Here is a 21,442-nt window from a genome sequence, read left to right as displayed (position 1 = left end):
GTTTGCTTATCTACGCCGCAGCCTGAACGAGACGCAACGGCGCGTCGGGAGCCCCGTTCAGCGGGGGAACCCGTTCAGGAGCGTGCCATCGGATAGGCATCGACGGCGGGCAGGCGGTCGCGGCGCATGAGACTGTCGGCCACGTCCGTGATCCGGGCCCGCAGGGCGGCGGTGTCGGCGTCCTGGGGCGCCGTGCGCGCCACGGAGCGCGCCAGGGCCTCCTCGGCGGCGGCGAGGCTCGCCCGCAGGGTCTCGCGTTCCGCCGTCAGGGTCGCACACCGGGCGGCGAGGTCGATCCGCGCCGGGCCGCCGTCCGCGACTGGCGCGGCATGATGGCGCCGCACGAGATCGTCGAGCAGATCGCGATGCGCGTCCTCGAGGACCCGCAGGGTGGCGAGCCCGACCGCGCCGTCGGCCCGCGCGACGGTGAGGTCGCGTTCCACGCCGTCGAGGGTGGCCCGGGTCTCGGCGATTTCCGCCTGCCGCTCGCGCAGGGCCGCCTCCCGCGCCTCGACGGCCCGAGAGAGGGCGGCGGCCTCGAGGGTGCGGGCGCCGATGGCGGCCATGTCGGCGTGGCGGGCGGCCTGCACGGTCTCGACCCGGCGCTCCAGGCGGCGGCGCGCCACGGCGAACTCGGCCCGCAGGTGATCCTTCTCGGCCGCGACCTCGGCCACGGACAGGGGCAGCCGGGCCTCGATCCGGCGGCGGGACAGGCGGATGGCGCGCGCGTTCACCGCCGGCAGCAGCAACAGGGCGCACAGGGCGGCGGCGAGGAAGCCGAGCGCGAAGATCATCACGGTTTCGATCACGCGGGCACCCTCATCCCTCACACCGGAACAAGCCGATCGCGGCCGTCGTCACGGCCGCGTCAGGTGCTTTAACCCGAGTCGATGAGGCAGGGCGAGGGTGGGCGTGCCACACCCCGCCCCGGAGTGGTGTGCGGAACGCCCCAGGCGCGGCCCATGCCCGCACCGGGCGGGGAGGGACTTCGGGCGAGCGTTCCTCAGAACGGGTTCCAGGTCGGCTTGTCGGTGAACTTGAGGTAGCCGATGTTGATGCCGAGACGCGCGCCGACGCCCGTGCGGATCGGCACCACCACGACATCGTCGGCGGTCACCGCCGTCATGCCGAAGCCGCCGATGAAGTAGGCCGAGCCGTCGACGCCGACGAAGCGGCGGTAGAGCCCCTGCACCGACGGCAGGTTGTAGACGAGCATCATCGTCCGGTCGCCGTCGCCGCCGACGTCGAACCCGATGGACGGGCCCTGCCAGTAGATGCGGCGCTTGCCGGCGTTGCGGGTGTAGAACGTGCCCTCGCCGTAGCGCACGCCGCCCACGATGGCGCCGGACGCTTCCTGGCCGAGGATGTAGCCGTTGGGCTCGCCCCAGCGTCGGGTCGCCTCCTCGACGGTGAGGGCGAGGCCGCGCGACATCGAGCCGAAGAAGCGGTGGCCGTTGTCGACGATCTCGGCGGGCCGGAAGGTGCCGGACCCGGCTTCGTCCGGGGCGGCCGGCGCCGTGCGGGCCGGACCGGCCAGGACGGGTGTGCCGTGGACGAACGCCGGGGCGAGCAGCGCGGCGGCCAGGGCGAGGCGGGCGCCGAACCGGGCCGGGGCGGGGCGGGGGGAGGGACAGTTCAGCATCGTGCCTCGTCGCGTGCGGTGCCGGATGGCGTCCCGGCGAAAGATCCCGAGCGAGAGGTCCCCAGCGGGAGACCCCCAGCAACAGACTCCGGGCCACGCTCCCGCGCCCGGATCACCCCGATCATGACGCGAGACAAGGTCAACATCGGGTTAACGCGAACGCATGCGGTCAACGCGAACGGATGGCGCTCAGACGTGATGCCCGGCGGTGGCGCCGACCGACCGGCGCGGCGCCGGGCTGGACGCCGGCAGGGCGAGACGGGTGGCATAGGTCCGGTCGCCCAGGGCCGCGAAGGGGCCGTTGCGGTAGTGGCGCCCGTAATGCCCGTAGGTGATGGCTTCGCCCGACGGCACCACGACGCAACCGCCCGCGCTGGTGAGCACGTGGTCGCCGGCCGCCGTGTCCCATTCCATGGTGGGTCCGCAGCGCACGTAGATGTCGGCCTCGCCCGAGGCGATGAGGCAGAACTTGAGGGCGGAGGCCGCGCCCCGCCGCCCGCCCACGGGCAGGTGGGAGAGACAGGCCTCCGTCTCGGCGTCGCCGTGCCGGCTGCTCACAAGGGCGACGAGGCCGTCGGCCGGCACCGGGCGCACGCCAATGGCCCGGTGCGGCCCCGGCCGGCCGGCGACGATGGTCGCCTCGAAGGCCGTGGCGCCAGCGCCCCAGACCCGGCCGAGACCGGGGGCGGCGAGCGCCGCCGCCACGGGGCGGTCACCCTGAACGAGGCCGATGTTGACGCTGTATTCCGTGTTGCCGGCGAGGAAGTCCTTCGTTCCGTCGAGGGGATCGACGAGGAAGAACAGGTCGGCCGGCGGACGGTCGTAGGAGGATTCTTCGGCCACCACCGGGATGTCCGGCCAGTGCCGCCCGAGGGCTTCGAGGATCAGAGCCTCGGAGGCCGTGTCGGCGAGGCTCGCGGGGGAGCCGTCGCCCTTCAGCACGTGCGGACAGTCGCCGCCGTGGTAGCCCCGGAGGATCTCGCCCGCCTCGCAGGCGATCTCCGTCAATGTTGCGGCGATCCGGTCGCGCGTCGGGGCGTCGAGATGCATGATCCCTAACCTCATGCCCCGGCGCGGACGGGTTGTCGAGCCGGGGCATGGCCGCGCGGGACGCTTTTCCGGTCCGGCAGCGGCGCTTTTCCGGTCTGCCGTCGGCGCTTTTCCGGTCTGCCGTCGGCGCTTTTCCGGTCTGCCGTCGGCGCTTCCCAAAGTATCCGGCGCCGTCTATCGGTGCCCTTGGCGATCGGCCGCGACGGTGCGCAGGACAGTCCGGCGATATCGCCGGCGGCCCCTTACAGTGCCTCGCGCGGAGCGCAAGATGACCCTCGTCCAACTCGATGCCCTCGACCTCTCTGCACTGCTGTGCTCCCGGGTCTGCCATGACGTGATCAGCCCGGTGGGCGCCATCGTGAACGGCCTCGAGGTGCTGGAGGACGAGTCCGACGCCTCCATGCGCGAATTCGCCCTCGAACTCATCGCCAAGAGCGCCCGCCAGGCCTCTGCCCGGCTCCAGTTCGCCCGCATCGCCTTCGGGGCGGCGGGCTCGGCCGGGGCCTCCATCGACCTCGCCGACGCCGAGAAGGTGTCGCGCGGCATGTTCACCGACGACAAGACCCAGCTCGCCTGGAGCGCCCCCCAGGCCCTGTACCCGAAGAACAAGGTCAAGCTGATCCTCAACCTCGTGGTGATCGCCCAGAGCGCGATCCCGCGCGGCGGCCTCATCGACGTGACCGTGAAGGGCGATGGCGAAGCGCCGACCATCGTCATCACCGCCAAGGGCTCGCACGCGCGCATTCCGCCTCATGTCGAGGCGCTCATGGCCGGCACCCCCGAGGGCGGCACCGTGGACGCCCACGCGATCCTGCCGTTCTATGCCGGCCTCGTGGCGCGCGCCGCGCAGATGGACGTGAGCTTCGCGATCACCGGCGACAGGGTGACCATCGGGGCGGTGCCGACGCCGGAGCCCGACGCGAGCCCGGCGCCCGAAGCGACCGCGGCGCCGCACCCGTCCGACGACGAGCCGCCGGAAACCGCCCTCGCCTGATCCGGCGGACCCGAGGATCGGGTGGGGTGCGGGGCCGGCCGGCATCGCGTCACCCGGGGACCGGGCTCGCAGACGCGCGGCGAACTCCATTAACCATAGTCCGACACGAAGCGGCGCAATAACAAATATTGCTCCGTTCCGTTCCATCGTCTCGTCAAAGGAAACCGTTCACTAACCCATGCCGGCACAATGTCCGTCTGCACAGACCGTAGTGCGTATCTGGACCGAGTGCCTCTCATGGACGACTTGTTGCGTGAGTTCCTGACCGAGAGCGCCGAGCATCTCGACACCGTCGATGCCGAGCTCGTGCGTTTCGAGCAGGACCCGAACAACCAGACGATCCTCCGGAACATCTTCCGCCTCGTCCACACCATCAAGGGCACCTGCGGGTTCCTCGGCCTGCCGCGCCTGGAAGCCCTGGCGCACGCCGCCGAGACCCTGATGGGCCAGTTCCGCGACGGGATGCCGGTGACCGGCCCCGCCGTGAGCCTGATCCTCGTCACCCTCGACCGCCTCAAGTCGATCCTGGGCGACCTCGAGAAGACCGGTACCGAGCCGACGGGCAGCGACGACGACCTCATCGACGCCCTCGACGTGATGTCGGCCGGGCCGATGGAAGCCGCGGCCCCGGTGGCCGCGCCGGTCCCGGCGCCGGAGATCAGGCTCCCCGAGCCGGTCTCGCGCGAACTGAAGCCCGGCGAGGTCACCCTCGACGATCTCGAGCGCGCCTTCCTCGAGGCGGAAGGCCCGGATCCGTTCGACGCCCCCCTGCCCGTGATCGCCGCGGCGCCCGCGCCGGTGGCCGCCCCCTCGGCAGCCCCCTCGGCCGCCAAGGCACCCGCCCCGGTCTCCGCGCTCGCCCCCGTGGCCGAGGCGCCCGCCCACGACGAGCCGGCCGCCAAGGCCCCGGCCAAGGACGGCCCCTCCGAGGGCGGCACCGAAGGCGGCATCGCCAAGGTCCAGACCATCCGGGTGAACGTCGACACCCTCGAACACCTCATGACGATGGTGTCCGAGCTGGTGCTGACCCGCAACCAGCTCCTCGAGATCGCCCGCCGCCACGACGATTCCACCTACAAGGTGCCCCTGCAGCGCCTCAGCCACGTGACGGCCGAGCTGCAGGAAGGCGTCATGAAGACGCGCATGCAGCCCATCGGCAACGCCTGGCAGAAGCTGCCCCGCGTGGTCCGCGACCTGTCGTCGGAACTCGGCAAGCACATCGAGCTCGTCATGAGCGGCGCCGAGACCGAACTCGACCGCCAGGTCTTGGAGGTGATCAAGGATCCCCTCACCCACATGGTGCGCAACTCCGCCGATCACGGCATCGAGTCGGCCGCCGACCGCAAGGCCGCCGGCAAGCCGGCGCGGGGCACCATCCGCCTGTCCGCCTATCACGAGGGCGGCACCATCACGATCGAGATCGCCGACGACGGCAAGGGCCTCGACCTCGCCGCCATCCGCCGCAAGGCCGTGGAACGCAAGGTCGCGTCCCAGGCCGAAGTCGAGCGCATGACCGACGCCCAGGTGGCGAAGTTCATCTTCCACCCCGGCTTCTCGACGGCCGCCGCCATCACCTCGGTCTCGGGCCGCGGCGTCGGCATGGACGTGGTCAAGACGAACATCGAGCTCATCGGCGGCGTCATCGACATCAACACCCAGCTCGGGCGCGGCACCACCTTCACCATCAAGATCCCCCTGACCCTGGCGATCATCGCCGCCCTCATCGTCAAGGCCGGCGCCCAGCGCTTCGCGGTGCCGCAGGTGGCGGTGCTGGAGCTCGTGCGCGTCGACAAGTCGACGGCCCAGCAGGTCGAGCGCATCAACGGCTCGCCGGTGCTGCGCCTGCGCGAGCGGCTCCTGCCCATCGTCACCCTGACGGGCGTGCTCGGCCAGGCGGCCTCCGCGGCGCCCATCGATTCCGGCTTCGTGGTGGTGGCCCAGGTCGGGCGCCAGCGCTTCGGCATCCTCGTGGACGAGGTCTTCCACACGGAGGAGATCGTCGTGAAGCCGATGTCCTCGAAGCTGCGCCACCTGCCGCTGTTCGCCGGCAACACCATCCTGGGCGACGGCGCCGTGGTGCTCATCGTCGATCCCAACGGCATCGCCCAGCAGGTCAGCCAGAGCGCCCAATCTGGCGCGATCCCCGTCGAGGCCGAGGCCGAGGAGACAGAGGCTGCCGACGCCAAGGCGACCCTCCTGGTCTTTAAGGGCGGGGCCGGCAGCTACAAGGCCGTCCCCCTCTCCCTCGTCACCCGCCTCGAGGAGATCGACGCGGCGAAGGTCGAGTGGGTCGGCGGGCGTCCGCTCATCCAGTATCGCGGTCGCCTGATGCCCCTGGTGCCGGCCGATTCCTCCATCACCATCCGGGATTCCGGCACCCAGGCCCTGGTGGTGTTCTCCGACGGCGAGCGGGCCATGGGCCTCGTGGTCGACGAGATCGTCGACATCGTCGAGGAGCGCCTCGACGTCGAGATCTCGGCCGACCGCTCCGACCTCATCGGCTCGGCGGTCCTGCGCGGCCGCGCCACGGAGATCATCAACATCGCCCACTTCCTGCCGCTCGCCTACGACGACTGGGCGCGCGGCCCGAAGAAGGCGGCCAAGCGCTCCTCGACCCTGCTGCTCGTCGACGACTCGGCCTTCTTCCGGGACATGCTGTCCCCGGTCCTCAAGGCGGCCGGCTACAACGTGATCACGGCGGCCAGCGCCGACGAAGCGGTGGCGACCCTGCTTTCCAACGGCCGCGTCGACGTGGTGGTCTGCGACCTCGAAATGCCGGGCCGCAACGGCTTCGACCTCGTCGGCGCCATGCGCAAGGTCGAGGGCCGCGTCGCCGGCCTGCCGGTGATCGGCCTCTCGGGCACCATCGGTCCCGACGCCATCGCGCGCGCCCGGACCCTCTCCATCCTCGACCTCGTCGCAAAGTTCGACCGCAGCGGTCTCATCGCGGCCCTCGCCGAGATCGATGTCGCCCCCGCCGCCCAAGCCAACGCTACCCAAGCCAACGCCACCCAAGCCAACGCCGCCTGATGCCGGCCCTCGTGCACGTTCGGAGCTCCAGTCCATGATGCAGGCCGCAAACAGCAACGCCGCGCGGGCGGATGCCGCCACCACCAACGACTTCGTCACGGTGTTCGTCGGCGAGACCATGTTCGGTCTCGCCATCGACCGGGTCCACGACGTCTTCATCCCCGCCGGCGTGACGCCGGTGCCGCTGTCGCCGCCGGAGATCGTCGGCCTGCTCAACCTGCGCGGCCGGGTGGTCACCGCCCTGTGCCTGCGGCGCCGGCTCAGCCTGCCCGACCGGGACGGCGAGGCCAACCGCATGGCCATCGGCCTGGAGCAGGGCGGCGAGACCTTCGCCCTCATCGTCGACGGCGTCGGCGAGGTCCTGAAGCTCGGGCCCGACACCCACGAGCCGGTGCCGATCAACCTCGACGCACGCTGGCGCGACCTGTCGCTCGGCGTCCACCGCCTCCAGGGCCACCTCCTCGTGATCCTCGACGTCGATGCGCTCCTGGCCTTCGGCACCCCCCGCCTCGCCGCTGGCGCGGCCTGATCCCATGCGCCGCCTGCCGATCCCGCCGCTTTCCACGGGGACACACCGATGAAGACCTGCCTCGTCGTCGACGATTCCGCCGTGATCCGGAAGGTGGCCCGCCGGATCTTCGAGACCATGAACTTCCAGGTCGGGGAGGCCGAGGACGGCCAGATGGCGCTCGCCGCCTGCGGCGAGGCCATGCCGGACGCGATCCTGCTCGACTGGAACATGCCGACCATGGACGGCTACGACTTCCTCAAGGCCCTGCGCCAGACGCCGGGCGGCGAGAAGCCGAAGGTGCTGTTCTGCACCACCGAGAACGATGTCGGCGCCATCGCCCGCGCCCTGCACGCGGGCGCCGACGAGTACATCATGAAGCCGTTCGATCGCGAGATCGTGACCGCCAAGCTCGCTCAGGTCGGTTTCGTCAACGAGACAGCCTTCGCCAGCGAGGCCGGCGCCCTCTGAGACCATCCGCCGGGCGTCCCGCCCGGCTGGACGCGACCCGCCCCCGTCCGCTCAGCCGAAGCGTCAAGGACCCATGCTGGCACTCAACCCACTCTCCGCCGCTCCCTACACGGGACCGGCCGCCTCGGGACTAGGCACGACGGGACCGGCCACGACGGGACCGCGCATCCGCGTCATGATCGCCGACGATTCGGCCGTGGTGCGTGGCCTCGTCGCCCGCTGGATCGCCGAGGCCGGCTACGACGTGGTCGCCACGGCCGCCAACGGTCGCATCGCCGTGGAGGCCATGGCCCGCCACGACCCCGACGTGATCCTCCTCGACATCGACATGCCGGAGCTCGACGGCACCCAGGCCCTGCCCCTGCTGCTCGCCAAGAGCCCGGGCGTGCAGATCGTGATGATGTCGACCCTGACGACGCGCAACGCCGACATCTCTCTGCGCTGCCTGGCGCTCGGGGCCGTGGACTACCTCGCCAAGCCCGAGAGCAACCGCGGCGTCACCACCTCGGACGCCTTCCGCACGGACCTCATCGAGCGGGTGCGCCTGTTCGGCTCGTCGCGGGCCCGCAAGCGCGGACCGGGCCTCAGCCTCGCCGGCTCGGCGACCCCGGCGCCCGTGCCGCCGCCGAAGCCCACCGCCCCCATCGTCCTGCGGCCCAAGGCCCGCTCGGGCGTCAGTCCGCGCGTCCTTCTCATCGGCGCCTCGACGGGCGGACCGCGGGCCGTCGGCGAGGTGCTGGAGAAGATCGGCAGCGCGACCCTGCGCCAGTTTCCCGTCCTCATCGTGCAGCACATGCCGCCGGTGTTCACGGCGGTGTTCGCCGAGCACCTCGGCGCCCGCACCGGCCTGCCGGCCGCCGAGGGCAAGGCCGACGAGCGGCTCCAGCCCGGCCGGATCTACGTCGCCCCGGGCGGGCGCCACATGGGCCTGACGGGGGCGGCCGGACGCTCGGATGTGTCGATCCGCCTCCATGACGGTCCCGTGGTCAATTTCTGCCGCCCGGCCGTCGACGTCCTGTTCCAGGACGCGGCCGCGATCTTCGGAGCCTCGGCGCTCGCCGTGGTTCTCACCGGCATGGGCTCGGACGGCACCGGCGGGGCGCGCGCGCTCACGGAAGCGGGGGCCGCGGTGCTGGCCCAGGACGAGGCCTCCAGCACGGTCTGGGGCATGCCCGGCAGCATCGCCAAGGCCGGTCTCGCCCAGGCGATCCTGCCGCTGTCCGAAATCGGCGGCGCGCTACGCAACCTCCTCACGGGGCAGGGCTCATGACCGACGTCGAGTTCGATTTCCTGCGCAGCTACCTCAAGACGCGCTCGGGCTTGGCGCTCAGCGGCGAGAAGCGCTACCTCGTCGAGAGCCGCCTCGGGCCGGTCTGCCGGCGTTTCAACCTCGCCACCCTCCACGACCTCGTGAATGCCCTCAAGGGCGGGCGCGAGGCCGCCATGGAGAAGGCGGTGGTGGAGGCGATGACCACCAACGAGACGTTCTTCTTCCGCGACCGGGCGCCCTTCGACCTGTTCCGCGACGTGCTGCTGCCCGAGGCCATGGCCCGGCGGGCGGCCCAGCGCCGCCTGCGGATCTGGTGCGCCGCCGCCTCCACCGGCCAGGAGCCGTACTCCCTGGCGATGATGCTCCAGGAGGCCGCGCCGCGGCTCGCCGGATGGACCGTCGACCTCGTCGCCACCGACCTGTCGACGGAGGTCCTGGAGAAAGCGCGCGCCGGGCTCTACAGCCATTTCGAGGTGCAGCGCGGCCTGCCGGTGCAGCTGCTCATCAAGCACTTCGAGCAGGTCGGCGAGCAGTGGCGCATCGCCGCCCCCTTACGTCAGATGGTCGATTTCCGGCCCCTCAACCTGCTCCACGCCTTCGACGGCCTAGGCACCTTCGACATCGTGTATTGCCGCAACGTGCTGATCTACTTCGACGCCGCCACGAAGGGCGACGTGCTCGCCCGAATCAGCGCCTGCCTGTCCCCGGACGGCGCGGTCCTGCTCGGCGCCGCCGAGACGGTGATCGGTCTCACCGACCGCCTCGCCCCCAACCCCCGGCATCGCGGCCTTTACAATCCGGCCCCGGCCCAAGCCCGGGCGCCGGCCGGCCTGCCCCCGGCCGCCATGGCCTCCACCCTGACCCCGCCGCCCCTGCGTCGGGCGGTCGGCCTCTAAGCGGGTTTCGCAAAAGCGGTCACCGGTTTTGCGTCGAAAACCCGCGGCGGATCAAGAAGCTAAGCAGGCTCCGTCGCGAGACGGCCGGGCGTCTCACCGCGTCCGTCGTTCCGGGTCGCGCGCTGAGCGAACCCGGAATCCAGAAACACAGGACTGGCCAAGTCGAGCGCGCGTCGTGGATCTGGATTCCGGGTTCCGCGACGCGGTCCCGGAACGACGACGAGGTGTCTTTCGCGACGGCAACAAAAAAGCCCCGCGCGAGCGGGGCCTTTTTCGTTGCGCGGTTCGGATCGCCTAGACGGCGATGCGCTCCTCGACCTCGTTCGGCTCGCGCAGGACGTAGCCGCGGCCCCACACCGTCTCGATGTAGTTCTTGCCCGAGGAGGCGTTGGCGAGCTTCTTGCGCAGCTTGCAGATGAACACGTCGATGATCTTCAGCTCGGGCTCGTCCATGCCGCCGTAGAGATGGTTGAGGAACATCTCCTTCGTGAGCGTCGTGCCCTTCCGGAGCGAGAGGAGTTCCAGCATCTGGTACTCCTTGCCGGTGAGGTGGACGCGGGAGCCCGAGACCTCGACGGTCTTCTGGTCGAGGTTCACGATGAGGTCGCCGGTGGTGATCACCGACTGGGCGTGGCCCTTCGAGCGGCGCACGATGGCGTGGATGCGGGCGACGAGCTCGTCCTTGTGGAAGGGCTTCGTCAGATAGTCGTCGGCGCCGAAGCCGAGGCCCTTCACCTTGTCCTCGATGCCGGCCATGCCGGAGAGGATGAGGATCGGGGTCTTCACCTTGGCGACGCGGAGGTTCCGCAGCACCTCGTAGCCCGACATGTCGGGCAGGTTCAGGTCGAGGAGGATGATGTCGTAGTCGTAGAGCTTGCCGAGATCGATCCCTTCCTCACCGAGATCGGTGGTGTAGGTGTTGAAGCTCTCGGACTTGAGCATCAATTCGATGCTCTGCGCGGTTGCGCTGTCGTCCTCGATCAGAAGTACCCGCATCGTCGGTCCCCAGCCCAGCCGGCCGTGTGCAAGCGTACGGGCACACCCCCGCCTTCGTCCGCCACCGGCCCGCGGCGGACGCTCCCTCGTCATTGACGTGAAACGCTATTGGTTAATCGTTAACAAAACCTGATTCACGGGCGCAAGCGGCGATTTGGGCAACGTGTCCGGTGACGCTTGCAACCGTTGGCGGTCTGTTCTCCACAGAACCGTCTTCCGCTTCATGCATCACCTGAAGAACCATCCCCAAGCACCGTACCGACCGTACCGGGCCGCAGCCTGTCTCCCGGGGGACACGTCTTCGCGAGGAAGCCGAGGCCCACCGGGAAAAACGGCGCCCCGGCTCCGAAGCCGGGGGCCTTGCTACCTGCCCGATGACCGCAGTGTTAAGGAGGGAGGTAAACGAATGGTTGAGAGAATCGCCGATGACCGAGCCGCACCCTAGCGCCGGGCGCTTGCGCCTGGCTGGCGCGCGCGCCGCCCTCGAGGGCATCGAGGCCCTGGAGGTCTACGGCCGGGTCGTGGCGATCCGCGGGCTCCTCGTCGAGGTGGCCGGTCCCGTCTCGGCCATGCGGCTCGGCGGGCGCCTCGACATCGCCGTGGAGAACGGGCCGAATACCCCACCGGGCGCGGTGCCGTGCGAGATCATCGGCTTCCAGGGCGACCGGGCGCTGGCCATGCCGTTCGGCTCCCTGGAAGGGGTGCGCCGGGGCTGCCCGGCCTATGTCCGCGACGCGGCCGCGGGCGCCATCCGCCCGTCGCCCGCCTGGCTCGGGCGCACCATCGACGCCCTCGGGCGGCCCATCGACGGCCTCGGCCCCCTGGAATCCGGACCGGTGATCTACCCCCTGCGGGCCGATCCGCCGCCGGCGCACGCCCGCCGCCGCGTCGGACCGCCGCTGGATCTCGGCATCCGCTGCATCAACACCTTCCTGACCATGTGCGCCGGCCAGCGCATGGGCATCTTCGCGGGCTCCGGCGTGGGCAAGTCGGTGCTGCTGTCGATGCTCGCCCGCTACACCGCCGCCGACGTCGCGGTGATCGGCCTCGTCGGCGAGCGCGGCCGCGAGGTGCAGGAGTTCCTGCAGGACGACCTCGGCCCGGCCGGCCTCGCCCGGTCCGTGGTGGTGGTGGCGACCTCCGACGAGCCGGCCCTCATGCGCCGCAACGCCGCCTACGTGACCCTGGCGGTGGCGGAGTACTTTCGCGATCAGGGCGCGCAGGTGCTGTGCATGATCGATTCGATCACCCGCTTCGCCATGGCCCAGCGCGACATCGGCCTCGCCGCCGGCGAACCGCCCACCGCCAAGGGCTACACCCCCACGGTGTTCTCCGAATTGCCGCGCCTGCTGGAGCGCGCCGGGCCCGGCACGGGGCAGGGGGCGATCTCGGGCCTGTTCACCGTGCTGGTGGAAGGCGACGACCACAACGAACCCGTGGCGGATGCCGTGCGGGGCATCCTCGACGGCCACATCGTCATGGAGCGCGGCATCGCCGAGCGCGGGCGCTACCCGGCCATCAACGTCCTGCGCTCGGTCTCGCGCACCATGCCCAAGGCCTGCGACCCGGCGCACCTGCCGACCGTCAGGCGGGCCCGGCGCCTGCTCTCGACCTACGCCGACATGGAGGAGCTCATCCGGCTCGGCGCCTACCGGGCCGGTGCGTCGCCGGAAGTGGACGAAGCGGTGGCTTTGATGCCCGATCTGGAGGCTTTTCTGGGTCAGGGTAAGGAAGAAGCAACTTCGATCGGCGAGGGTTACTCACGCCTCGCCGGGATCGTCGGCGGCCCCTGATCCGCAGCACGGCCCACGGGCCGACGCCGCGGGCGACCGCCGGCGGCAGCGATGCGTGCGTTGCGTGGAGTGGACCCATCAGATGAAATCGCGTGACACGCTGATCCGGCTGCGACGTTTCCAGGTCGACGAGAAGCGTCGGCGCGTGACGCAGATCGAGATGATGATGGCCGACTTCACCCGCATGGCCCTCGAGCTCGACCGCGAGGTCGCCCACGAGGAGGGCCGCGCCGGCATCACCGACACGGCGCACTTCGCCTATCCGACCTATGCCCGCGCGGCCGCCGCCCGCCGGGACAACATGCGCCAGTCCGCCGCCGCCCTTGAAGGCCAGCTCGCCGAGGCCAAGGCCGAGCTCGGCGAAGCCTTCGAGGACCTGAAGAAGATCGAGATCCTCGACGACCGCGAGCGCACCGCCGAGCGTGCGGCCGAAGCCGCCCGCGACCAGGCCGCCATGGACGGCATCGGCCTGTCGCGCGTCCGCGCCTGAGGCCTCCCCGCGGGGTACCGGCACGAAACCGTCATGATCGGGTGCCATCAGCCCAGCGTGCCGGCTTCCTCCCGGGCTAGCGCACGACCTTGCTTGCGATGACGGGCATGGTCGTGCAGGGAGAGCCCGCGTGAGGGGGCTCGACCTGTCGATCATGAAGAAGATCAGCGATTTCATCTGGCCGATCGTCGGCCTCGCCGCCGTCATCGTCTCCGGCTACCTGCTCTATCGCGAGCTCGCCGGCATCTCGGTGGCGGAGATCAAGAGCAGCTTTGCCGAGATCCCGGTCCACCGCTTCCTGCTCGCGGGCCTCGCCACCCTCGTGGCCTACGCGGCGCTCGCCTGGTACGACCGAATCGCCCTCCTGCATCTCGGGGTGCGCCACATCTCGTGGTTCTTCGTCTCGGTCTGCTCGTTCACCACCTACGCCTTGTCGCACAACATCGGCGCCTCGGTGTTCTCCGGCGCCGTAGTGCGCTACCGCGCCTACACCGCCAAGGGCCTGTCGGCGGCCCAGGTCGCCGTGCTCGTCGCCCTGTGCTCCTTCACCTTCGGCCTCGGCACGATCCTGCTCGGCGGCTTCGTCCTCGTGGCCCTGCCCGACACCCTGACCCGCCTCAACGGCTACCTGCCGTCGGTGCTCACCGATCCGGCCACCGCCCGCATCCTCGGCGCCGGCCTCCTCGGCTTCGTCGCCCTCTACGTCATCGGCTCGCTCATGCGGCTGAAGCCCATGACCATTCGGTCGTTCAAGCTCGAGTACCCGCGCCCGCAGATCATGGTCCGGCAGATCGTCGCCGCGCCCCTGGAGCTTCTTGGGGCCGCCGGGATCATCTATTTCGCCCTGCCGGAGGCCGGGAACCCGGGCTTCCTCGTGGTGCTCGCCGTGTTCCTCGCCTCGTTCTCGGCGGCCCTGGTGTCGAACGCGCCGGGAGGGCTCGGCGTGTTCGAGCTCGTCTTCGTTGTGGCGATGCCGGACGTGGCGCGGCCGTCGATCATCGCGGCGTTGCTGGTGTTCCGGCTGTTCTATTTCTGGCTGCCGTTCCTCATCTCCGTCGTCGTCGTGCTGCTCTACGAGCGCAACCGCCTCGCCAGCGCCATCAAGGGCGAACCCGCCGAGGTCGCCCCCGGCGCGCCGCTCACCGCCCCGGGCCTCGACCCGAAGGCCATCGACCGCCGCGTCCGCAAGAACCCGGCCTGACCGTTCCGGAGATCGACGCCCCGCGAAGGCTCTTGAAGAGTCCGCGCGACGGGGCGCCGCCGAGCGCATCGTCGAGTCCGGGATCGGCGACAGGATCGAACGGATGCCGGATGGTGGCCATCGGCCAGGCGGCCGGGGGAGAAACCTCGCCGGCCCCGATCGGCTCACACGCCGTCGACCCTCGCCCGTTGCCAGGGCTGCTCCGGGCTCCCGCGCCAGGCACACCACCCCTCCGGGAGATCGGCCAACGCGCGTAGGGATGCGTCCCGGAGCACCAGATCGCGCAGCGACGTCACGACGGCATCCGCCTCGTGCCGAGCGCCGGGTGTGCCGTCGTGGAACTGCCATCCACCATCGTCGGCATCATGGACGACGCGGGCGATCCATGCCGCATCCCGAACGATGCTCCGGGTCGTCAGCACCGCGACGTTCGGTGGGTCGCTGAAAGGCCAATCCGTCATGTCACGCTCCAGGCAAGGCGCCCCATCATCTTTCCCTGACGGCACGGGACCTGGCCGTCAGGCGGCGGCATCGCGAATCCGCCTCACACCGACCCCACCGTCCGCAGCCTTGCGCGGGGATGGATCTCCGCCTGGCTCATCACCGGGGTCTCGCGGCGGAAGCGCTCGATGATCGAGCGCACGAACGGCCGGGCCTGGACCGAGGTGACGAGCACCGGCATCTCGCCCATGCGGGCAGCGGTCTCGAAGCGGTCGCGCACGGTGCTGACGAATTCCGACAGCTTGGAGGGCTGCATGGCGAGGTAGCGCTCGTCGCGCTCGCCGGCGATGGATTCGAGGAAGGCCTGCTCCCAGGCCGGCGACAGGGTGATGATCGGCAGCATGCCGTCCGGCCCCTGGTACTGGGCGCAGATCTGGCGCCCGAGGCGGGCACGCACGTGCTCGACGATGTCGCGCGGGTTCTTCACGTGGCCGGCCACCTCCGCCACGCCCTCGATGATGGCGCCGAGATCGCGGATCGAGACCCGCTCGGCCAGGAGGAACTGCAGCACGCGCTGGATGCCCGTGGAGGCGATCTGGCTCGGCATCACCTCCTTGAGGAGGTCGGAATGGTCCTTTGAGGCCTCGCGCAGGAGTTTCTGCACCTCGACGTGGCTGAGAAGCTCCGAGACGTGCGCCTTGATGATCTCGGTGAGATGGGTCGAGACCACGGTCGCGGCGTCCACCACCGTGTAGCCCTTGAGCTGGGCCTGATCGCGCAGGGACGCGTCGATCCAGGTGGCGGGCAGGCCGAAGGTCGGCTCCAGCATGTGCTGGCCGGGAAGCTGCACCTGCCCGCCCATGGGGTCCATGGCCATGAACTGGCCGGGGAAGATCTGCCCCGTGCCGGCCTCGATCTCCTTGACCCGCACCACGTAGGCGTTGGCGTCGAGCTGGACGTTGTCGAGGATGCGGACCGACGGCATCACGAAGCCGAGTTCGGCGGCGAGCTGGCGGCGCAGGGCCTTGATCTGGTCGGTGAGCCGGTCCTGCCCGTCGGGGCCGTTGACGAGGGCGAGGAGTGCGTAGCCCATCTCGAGCTTGAGGTCGTCGAGCTTGAGGAGATCCGTGACCGTCTCCTCCTTGGCGGCCTGGGCGGCGGCCACCGCCGTGGCGTCCATGGGTGCGCCGTCGGAATCCAGCGGCGGGGCCTCGCGGGCGACCTTGGCGAAATGCCACGCGGCGTAGCCGGAGGCGCCGGCCAGCGCGAGGAAGGGCAGCATCGGCATGCCGGGCAGGAGCGAGATCAGCACCATGACGCCCGACGACATGCCGAGCGCCTTGGGGTAGTTGGCGAGCTGCTTGCCGAGCGCCTTGTCGGCCGAGCCCTTCACGCCCGCCTTCGAGACGAGGATGCCGGCCGCCGCCGAGACGATGAGGGCGGGCACCTGGGAGGCGAGACCGTCGCCGATGGTCAGCAGCGTGTAGGTCTTGGCCGCCGCGCCGAACGGCATGCCCTGCTGGGCGACGCCGATGATGATGCCGCCGATGACGTTGATGAAGGTGATGAGCAGCGCCGCGATGGCGTCGCCGCGCACGAACTTCGAGGCGCCGTCCATGGCGCCGAAGAACGAGGATTCCTCCTCCAGGGCGGCGCGGCGGGCTTTCGCCACCTTCTCGTCGATGAGGCCGGCCGAGAGGTCGGCGTCGATGGCCATCTGCTTGCCCGGCATGGCATCGAGGGTGAAGCGCGCCGCGACTTCGGCGATACGGCCCGAACCTTTCGTGATCACCACGAAGTTCACGATGATCAGGATCGCGAAGACGATGATCCCGATGACGAAGTTGCCGCCCATGACGAAGTTGCCGAACGCCTCGATGACGTGACCGGCCGCCGCCGTGCCCTCGTGGCCGTGGCCGAGGATGAGGCGGGTGGAGGCGAGGTTGAGGGCGAGCCTGAGCAGGGTCGCCACGAGGAGCAGCGTCGGAAAGACCGTGAATTCGAGCGGGTTGTCGATGAACAGACCCGTCATCATGATCAGCACCGAGATGATGATCGAGACGGCCAGAAGCAGGTCGAGGAGGAACGCCGGCAGCGGGAAGATGAGCACCGTGAGGATGCCCATCACGGCGGTGGCGAAGAACAGGTCCGTGCGCTTCGACAGGGCGTGGAGATTGGCCCGGTTGGGAATCGCATAGCTCGCGAACTGGCCGACACTCATGCCGGTCCCTTGTCCGGCCCCGTTTCCCCGTACCGGCGCGGCGGCCGTCTCGCTCATGGTCTTCCTCGCCGCCCCGAAGAGGGGACCCGGCAAGATTTGCCGCCCGCATGGTTAGCGGACCGTTAACGATTCGCCCGCGGCGGCGGAGCGGGGTCCGGCCGACCCCACAACCCCAACACCTCCGCCCGTGTCCGGTGTCGCGGCGTCGTCCTGGGCTTCGAGAACGCATGCTTGGTGTCGCGGACGCATGCTTGGTGTCGCGGACGCATGCTTGGTGTCGCGGACGCATGCTTGGTGTCGCGGACGTATGCTTGGTGTCGCGGACGCATGCTTGGCTTCGAGGAACGATGGATCGACCGCAATGGCCCGCGCAGGCAACGCGTGTGACGTCACAGCACAGACGCCGCGGCGATCTTCGGCTTCTCTGGGAATCGCATGGGTTCCGTCACGTGCGCACGACGATCAACGAATTTTTCCCGTCGATAATCTTCGACCCTGCGCAGCGTTTGCACCGGAACGGCATTGCCAATGCGTTTTCATCGTGGCAATGCCAGTATTGAAACTTTCGTGAGGCACGATCGTTCAAGGGTGGTGCTCGCAGCGAAGGGTTCGCGAACGATCACGGATCGAGACTGGGACGAGACAGTATCGCGTCCGTCCGGATCAGCACCCGTATCCGGCTCCATCATCGAATCCGTCGCGCGCGACGGTGATCGACAGGACCGCCCCCGTGGCAATACCCACCACGCCAGAGCAGGGCAGGTGCACATTGCCCGGTAGAGCAACCCCTACGGGATAAGGCCGCGAACTTCCTGCACCGCACGAGGAAATGACCGGTCAATCCACAACTAGACGTGAAAAACCCTCGGATCACCGCGACGGAACATTGCTTGCGGAAAGAACTGAGCTTACGCTCGAAACGACTTATGACTTAAATCAAGAATGGTGCCGACAACATGAATGAAACAGAATCCGATGCAGCCCGCCTGATCACGCTGGCCGCCGATATCGTCTCCGCCTATGTCAGCAACAACCATGTCCAGAGCGCCGAGCTGCCGAAACTGCTCAGTGATGTCCACGAGGCGATCCGTGGCGTGACGGCGAACGGCGCACCGGCCGTCGAGACTGGCCCGCCCAAGGCGACGCCGCAGGAGATCCGCCGCTCCATCACGGCGGATTACTTGATCAGCTTCGAGGACGGCAAGCAGTACAAGACCCTGCGCCGGCACCTCACCCTGCGCGGCCTGACCCCCGAGCAGTACCGCGCCAAGTGGGGCCTGGCGCCCGATTACCCGATGACCTCGGCCAGCTATTCCGAGCAGCGGTCCGAACTCGCCCGCGCCCTCGGCCTGGGCCAGCAGCGCCGCAAGGGTCTGGCCAAGGCCGCCCCGGAGGAGACCGTCAGCGCCGAGCCGGAGCCGCAGGAGGAGGAGGCCCCCGCCGCCCCCGAGAAGAAGCGCCGCGGTCCCCGCAAGAAGGTCGACGCCTGATCCGACCGGGCTCGCTCTCCCGGACCGCGAACCGATCACGATCCTGGTAGGGCCGACGCCCTCACGAGCCATCTCCGCGCCGCGGGGATGGCTTTTTGCTTGGACGGGCGATGGGCTGCCCCCGGCCGGCCGCGGTTCCATGTGCCACGCGCAGGCGACCCGCGAAGCCGGGGGCATCGGTGGCGGCGGGCACGCATGGTAGCGCACGGCCGATGCTGCAACGCAGCGTGACCGCCTTGCGCCGGATGGGCGTGGGCCCCCGAGCGTGAGCGACCCCATGCTGTCCCGTCCGATCCTGGCCCTGGCCGCCGCCTCCTTCGGCATCGGCACCACCGAATTCGTCATCATGGGCCTGCTGCCCGAGGTGGCCGAGAGCCTCCGGGTCAGCGTGCCCCGGGCAGGACTTCTGGTCTCGGGCTACGCCCTCGGCGTCGCCGTCGGCGCGCCCCTGGTGGCCATCGCCACGGCCCGGCTGCCGCGCAAGACGGCGCTCCTCGTGCTGATGGGGGTGTTCCTTCTCGGCAACCTCGGCTGCGCCCTCGCGCCGACCTACGGGTTTCTGATGCTGGCCCGCATCCTGACGGCCTTCGCCCATGGGGCGTTCTTCGGCATCGGCGCCGTGGTGGCGAGCGGCCTCGTCCCCCGCGCGCAGCGGGCGCAGGCGGTGGCGCTGATGTTCACCGGCCTCACCCTCGCCAACGTTCTCGGGGTTCCGTTCGGCACGGCGCTTGGCCAGGTCGCGGGCTGGCGCGCGACGTTCTGGGCGGTGCTCGGCCTCGGACTGGTCGCCGCCGCCGCCATCGCGGCCTTCGTGCCGAACGGCCTGCCGGGCTCGCGCGGCGGGCTCGCCGGGGAGTTCCGCTCCCTGCGGCGCTGGGCGGTGCTGCTGCCGATGCTGGTGAGCACCCTGTCCTCCGTCAGCCTGTTCACGGTTTTCACCTACATCGCGCCGCTCCTGACGGAGGTGAGCGGCCTGACCCCGCACGCGGTGACGGGCGCCCTGCTGCTGTTCGGCATCGGCCTCACCTTCGGCAACCTCGCGGGCGGGCGGCTGGCCGACCGGCGCCTGATGGCGACGGTGATCGGGAGTTTTTCCGCCCTCGTCGCCGTGCTGGTGCTGTTCGCCTTCACCAGCCGGTCGGCGATCCCCGCCGTGCTGACCCTGCCGGTCTGGGGCGCCCTCGTCTTCGCCCTGGTCTCGCCGCTCCAGGTCTGGGTGGTGGAGGCGGCGAGCGACGCGCCCAACCTCGCCTCCACCCTCAACCAGGGCGCGTTCAACCTCGGCAACGCCACGGGCGCGGCGCTGGGCGGCGGCGTGCTCACCCTGGGGATGGGCTACGGCAGTCTGCCCTGGTTCGGCGCCGGCATGGCCGCCCTGGCCCTGGGGCTCGTGCTGACCGCCCGCCGGACGGACGCCGCGCCGGCACCGATGCCGGGCCAGGCCGCGCCACGACTTGGATAGAGTCGCGCCACGACTTGGATAGAGTCGCGCCACGACTGGGATGAAGACGCGAACCGCCTCGGCTGAGCGCGGACGGACGCGGCGTCAGATCTCCCGGAACGCCCGCACCATGCTGTCCTTCAGGGGCTTGAAGACGTACTCGAAGAACGTCCGGTCCGTGGTCCGCATGTAGACCTCGGCCGGCATGCCGGGGGTCGGCGCGAAGTTGTGGACCTCCGCCAGACTCTTCGGATCGAGGCGGATGCGGGCGACGTAGAGGTCGCCGCCGCCGGCCTGGTTGCGGCGGTCGTCCGGCAGGGCGTCGGCCGAGAGGTAGATCACCTCGCCCGACACCATGGGCACGATGCGCTGGCTGAGCGCCGTGAGGCGGATCGCGGCCGACTGGCCCCGCCGCACGTGGTCGATGTCCTGCGGCTTGATCCGCGCCTCGATGACGAGTTCGTCGTGGAGCGGCACCAGTTCCATGATGCTTTTCCCCGGTTCCACCACGCCCCCGTCCGTGTGGTAGCGCAGCTTCACCACGATGCCGCGCACGGGGGCGGCGATGACGATGCGGTCGAGCAGACTGCGCGCCGCCCGCATGCGCTCGCGGACGTCGTTCTGGTCGGCCAGGGTCTCGTGCAGCTGCTCCACCGCCGTCTTGATCGCGGTGTTGCGCGCGCCCGTGATCTGCTCGCGGATGCGGGCGATGCGCTCGCGGGCGTCGCCGATATCGCCGTCGAGGCGGCCGATCTCACCCTGCGCGCTCGCCTGGGAGCGCTGCAGGGCGAGGATCTCGGAGATGCGGATCATGCCGCCCTTCAGCAGCACGGATTTCGACGCGATCTCCTGCTCGAACAGCTCGAGCTGGCGCCGCACCGCCTTGAGCTGGATCTGGCTGCCGCGGATCTTCTCCTCCAGGGCGTCGATCCCGTTGGTGAGGACGGACAGGTCGCTGGCCAGACTCGTCATCCGCGCCTTGAACGCCAGGAGCTGGTTGCCCACGATGGCGTCGATGTCGGGGTCGCCCGCCTTGGCGAGGAGGGGCGCCGGGAAGGTGACGGCGGGCGCCTGGCGCGCCTCGGCCTGGAGCCGCGCCTCGATGGCGGTGAGTCGGTCGTGCCGGAGCGCGAGGCGGCGAAGTTCCGCCTTGGGGCCGGTCTCGTCGAGCTGGAGCAGGGGCTGGCCGGGCTCGACGATGTCGCCTTCCTTGACCAGGATGGTACGGATCACCCCGCCTTCGAGATGCTGGATCGTCTTGTTCTGCCCCGTCGCCACGAACGCGCCCGTGGCCACGATGGCGCCCGCGATGAGGGCGGTGTTGGCCCAGATTCCGAAGCCCGCGATGATCCCGACGAGGAAGGCGAAGCCGAAGCCCGTGTGGTAGCGGGTGTCCTGCGGGATGTCGTCGTACCATTCGCGCCGAGGCGGGGTGGGCTTGATCGTGACGATCCGGGTCATGGCGCGGGGCTCCTGAAGGGGCTCGTTCGGGGCGGGGGCTCGTCAGG

Annotated in this window: 18 protein-coding genes; 11 read left to right on the top strand and 7 right to left on the bottom strand. The window is 70.0% G+C overall.

All coding sequences use genetic code 11. The features are described 5' to 3' along the window. Positions 1-74 precede the first annotated feature (74 nt). The 3 genes from ASG60_RS17810 to ASG60_RS17800 form a co-directional block, all read right to left on the bottom strand. A complete protein-coding gene (locus ASG60_RS17810) occupies positions 75-809 on the bottom strand; it encodes a hypothetical protein (RefSeq protein ID WP_056386905.1) in 735 nt (244 codons plus the stop codon). Positions 810-1,003: 194 nt separating this feature from the next. Then, positions 1,004-1,642 carry a DUF1134 domain-containing protein gene (locus tag ASG60_RS17805; protein ID WP_056175429.1) on the bottom strand — a complete coding sequence of 213 codons (639 nt, stop codon included), beginning with the start codon at positions 1,640-1,642 and terminating at the stop codon, positions 1,004-1,006. 189 nt (positions 1,643-1,831) lie between these two features. Next, the gene (locus ASG60_RS17800) at positions 1,832-2,692 is read right to left on the bottom strand and encodes a 3'(2'),5'-bisphosphate nucleotidase CysQ (protein WP_082479211.1); all 861 of its coding nucleotides are present in this window, start codon (positions 2,690-2,692) and stop codon (positions 1,832-1,834) included. A 268-nt stretch (positions 2,693-2,960) separates the two neighbouring features. Between ASG60_RS17800 and ASG60_RS17795 the strand changes: the two genes are divergently transcribed. The 6 genes from ASG60_RS17795 to ASG60_RS17770 all read left to right on the top strand — a co-directional run bounded on the left by ASG60_RS17795 (position 2,961) and on the right by ASG60_RS17770 (position 9,861). Further along, the gene (locus tag ASG60_RS17795; RefSeq protein ID WP_056261564.1) at positions 2,961-3,686 is read left to right on the top strand and encodes a histidine phosphotransferase family protein; all 726 of its coding nucleotides are present in this window, start codon (positions 2,961-2,963) and stop codon (positions 3,684-3,686) included. A gap of 237 nt (positions 3,687-3,923) precedes the next feature. Further along, a complete protein-coding gene (locus ASG60_RS17790; protein WP_056386903.1) occupies positions 3,924-6,716 on the top strand; it encodes a hybrid sensor histidine kinase/response regulator in 2,793 nt (930 codons plus the stop codon). A 37-nt stretch (positions 6,717-6,753) separates the two neighbouring features. Further along, the gene (locus ASG60_RS17785; RefSeq protein WP_056175682.1) at positions 6,754-7,245 is read left to right on the top strand and encodes a chemotaxis protein CheW; all 492 of its coding nucleotides are present in this window, start codon (positions 6,754-6,756) and stop codon (positions 7,243-7,245) included. A gap of 48 nt (positions 7,246-7,293) precedes the next feature. Then, the gene (locus ASG60_RS17780) at positions 7,294-7,695 is read left to right on the top strand and encodes a response regulator (protein WP_056175413.1); all 402 of its coding nucleotides are present in this window, start codon (positions 7,294-7,296) and stop codon (positions 7,693-7,695) included. A 175-nt stretch (positions 7,696-7,870) separates the two neighbouring features. Next, positions 7,871-8,965: a chemotaxis response regulator protein-glutamate methylesterase gene (locus tag ASG60_RS17775; protein ID WP_056175680.1), complete on the top strand. Its 1,095-nt coding sequence runs from the start codon at positions 7,871-7,873 to the stop codon at positions 8,963-8,965. Beyond that, positions 8,962-9,861, top strand: a complete 900-nt coding sequence (locus ASG60_RS17770) for a protein-glutamate O-methyltransferase CheR (protein WP_056175412.1) — start codon at positions 8,962-8,964, stop codon at positions 9,859-9,861. Before ASG60_RS17775 ends, ASG60_RS17770 begins: the two co-directional genes overlap by 4 nt. 294 nt (positions 9,862-10,155) lie before the next feature. On the opposite strand, the gene ASG60_RS17765 is transcribed toward ASG60_RS17770, so the two are convergent. Then, positions 10,156-10,857 carry a response regulator transcription factor CtrA gene (locus ASG60_RS17765; RefSeq protein ID WP_056175409.1) on the bottom strand — a complete coding sequence of 234 codons (702 nt, stop codon included), beginning with the start codon at positions 10,855-10,857 and terminating at the stop codon, positions 10,156-10,158. Between the two features lie 425 nt (positions 10,858-11,282). On the opposite strand from ASG60_RS17765, the gene fliI reads away from it, so the two are divergent. The 3 genes from fliI to ASG60_RS17750 all read left to right on the top strand — a co-directional run bounded on the left by fliI (position 11,283) and on the right by ASG60_RS17750 (position 14,341). Next, positions 11,283-12,650, top strand: a complete 1,368-nt coding sequence (gene fliI, locus ASG60_RS17760; RefSeq protein ID WP_056175406.1) for a flagellar protein export ATPase FliI — start codon at positions 11,283-11,285, stop codon at positions 12,648-12,650. 82 nt (positions 12,651-12,732) lie between these two features. After that, positions 12,733-13,140, top strand: a complete 408-nt coding sequence (gene fliJ / locus ASG60_RS17755) for a flagellar export protein FliJ (protein WP_056175403.1) — start codon at positions 12,733-12,735, stop codon at positions 13,138-13,140. Positions 13,141-13,294: 154 nt separating this feature from the next. Then, positions 13,295-14,341, top strand: coding sequence for a lysylphosphatidylglycerol synthase domain-containing protein (locus ASG60_RS17750; protein WP_056175400.1), 1,047 nt, complete (start codon positions 13,295-13,297; stop codon positions 14,339-14,341). Positions 14,342-14,505: 164 nt separating this feature from the next. Here the strand turns inward: ASG60_RS17750 and ASG60_RS17745 are convergent, their stop codons facing one another. Together ASG60_RS17745 and flhA are read right to left on the bottom strand one after the other, a co-directional pair. Then, positions 14,506-14,802 carry a hypothetical protein gene (locus ASG60_RS17745; RefSeq protein WP_056175398.1) on the bottom strand — a complete coding sequence of 99 codons (297 nt, stop codon included), beginning with the start codon at positions 14,800-14,802 and terminating at the stop codon, positions 14,506-14,508. Positions 14,803-14,885: 83 nt separating this feature from the next. Then, on the bottom strand, positions 14,886-17,003 hold the full coding sequence (gene flhA / locus ASG60_RS17740; protein WP_156368976.1) for a flagellar biosynthesis protein FlhA: 2,118 nt from the start codon (positions 17,001-17,003) through the stop codon (positions 14,886-14,888). Positions 17,004-17,959: 956 nt separating this feature from the next. On the opposite strand from flhA, the gene ASG60_RS17735 reads away from it, so the two are divergent. Next, positions 17,960-18,493 carry a MucR family transcriptional regulator gene (locus ASG60_RS17735; protein ID WP_056175392.1) on the top strand — a complete coding sequence of 178 codons (534 nt, stop codon included), beginning with the start codon at positions 17,960-17,962 and terminating at the stop codon, positions 18,491-18,493. A 277-nt stretch (positions 18,494-18,770) separates the two neighbouring features. Further along, positions 18,771-19,955, top strand: coding sequence for an MFS transporter (locus ASG60_RS17730; RefSeq protein ID WP_056386901.1), 1,185 nt, complete (start codon positions 18,771-18,773; stop codon positions 19,953-19,955). A gap of 84 nt (positions 19,956-20,039) precedes the next feature. Here ASG60_RS17730 and ASG60_RS17725 read toward each other — a convergent pair whose 3' ends face one another. After that, complete coding sequence (locus ASG60_RS17725; protein ID WP_056261550.1) at positions 20,040-21,395, bottom strand: HlyD family type I secretion periplasmic adaptor subunit; 1,356 nt, start codon at positions 21,393-21,395, stop codon at positions 20,040-20,042. Positions 21,396-21,442: the final 47 nt, after the last annotated feature.

Source organism: Methylobacterium sp. Leaf469, assembly GCF_001424745.1.
GTDB lineage: Bacteria > Pseudomonadota > Alphaproteobacteria > Rhizobiales > Beijerinckiaceae > Methylobacterium.
The sequence above is the reverse complement of the archived record's forward strand: the minus strand, read 5'-3'. Positions and strand labels throughout refer to the sequence as shown.